This window comes from Mesorhizobium sp. M1A.F.Ca.IN.020.04.1.1, assembly GCF_003997315.1.
Lineage (GTDB): Bacteria > Pseudomonadota > Alphaproteobacteria > Rhizobiales > Rhizobiaceae > Mesorhizobium.
Window position 1 is genome coordinate 1 of the sequence record NZ_RZSN01000376.1, and the last position, 1,263, is coordinate 1,263.

At 62.8% G+C, this 1,263-nt stretch carries 2 protein-coding genes; one reads left to right on the forward strand and one right to left on the reverse strand.

What is annotated here, in order from left to right; genetic code table 11:
• The coding region (locus tag EOA49_RS31990; RefSeq protein ID WP_164749386.1) for an ROK family transcriptional regulator at positions 1-711 on the reverse strand (711 nt) is incomplete at its 3' end.
• Positions 712-923: 212 nt separating this feature from the next.
• Here EOA49_RS31990 and EOA49_RS31995 point away from each other — a divergent pair.
• Positions 924-1,263: substrate-binding domain-containing protein (locus tag EOA49_RS31995; RefSeq protein ID WP_164749387.1), on the forward strand; the 340-nt coding region annotated here is incomplete at its 3' end.

A 1,263-nucleotide genomic window follows, 5' to 3' on the forward strand; every position in this document is an offset into this window, starting at 1 on the left:
GGCACCGATATAGAAATAGACGAAGTCGCGCGCCGCGCCTGCCTGGCCGAAGACGAGCTCTGCCCCGCAAGCGGACGTGGCATCGTTCTGCAGATAGACCGGAAAGTCGCATTGGGACTGGATGTCGGCGCGGATGTCGCGATGGCGCCATTCATCCATGATCTCGCGCGGCGCGCCGGCTGTGTCGGCCCAGCTCCAAAGCTCGAACGGCATGGCGATCCCGAGCCCGGCGATGCGCTTGTCCTGCGCCGGTGTCAGCTCGCCGCGCATTTGTTTGATCCCAGCGCCGACGAACTCCACCGTCTCGCGCGGCGCCGGATAACGATAGGAATTCTGCAGCATCGATCGCACATTGCCGAGGAAGTCGATCAGCACCAGCTCGGCGCTGCGGCGGCCGATCTTGAGACCGATGAAGAAAGCTCCTTCCGGATTGAGCGCCATCGGGATCGACGGCTGGCCGATCTTGCCGCGCAGCGGCGCCTGGCGCACGAGCAGCTTGTCCTCTTCCAGCTCCCGCATGATGACGGATACCGTCTGGGCCGACAGCCCGGTCATGCGCGCGATGTCGGATTTGGCGAGGCTGCCATGCTGGCGCACCAGTGACAGCACCAGCCTTTCATTGTGGTCGCGCATGCCGCTCTGGTTCGTGCCGCGATGCAGCCGGCTCTCCAGAGCCTCGGGCGAACCGTGCCTCGCAATGCCGGTCTCCACCCTGTTCCTCCCGTCGGTTTCCCCACACTGGCTTTTCGTTCAGAATGAGTGAACAGCGCAAGTCTGTCAATAATAAATAAGAGTGATTTAATTATTGACAGATGATGCGGACTGGTGTCTTTTTGGGTGGCGTCCACGCTGGGAAAAATGGTTGGATGCGCTCGAGGCGCCGGGTTGGCCGGCGTCCGGAATGGTTCCATTGGGAGGAAATCGTGACCAAGAAATCGCTGCTGAAGTCCACCGTATTCGCGGCGGCCGGGCTGGGCCTGCTCGCACTCGCCTCGTCCGCATCGGCTGCGGGCGTCGGCGCCTGCCTGATCACCAAGACCGATACCAATCCCTTCTTCGTCAAGATGAAGGAAGGCGCGACCGCCAAGGCCAAGGAACTCGGCGTCGACCTGAAGACCTATGCCGGCAAGATCGACGGCGACAGCGAGAGCCAGGTCGCGGCGATCGAGAGCTGCATTGCCGACGGCGCCAAGGGCATCCTGATCACCGCCTCTGACACCAAGGGCATCGTGCCGACGGTGAAGAAGGCGCGTGACGCCGGCC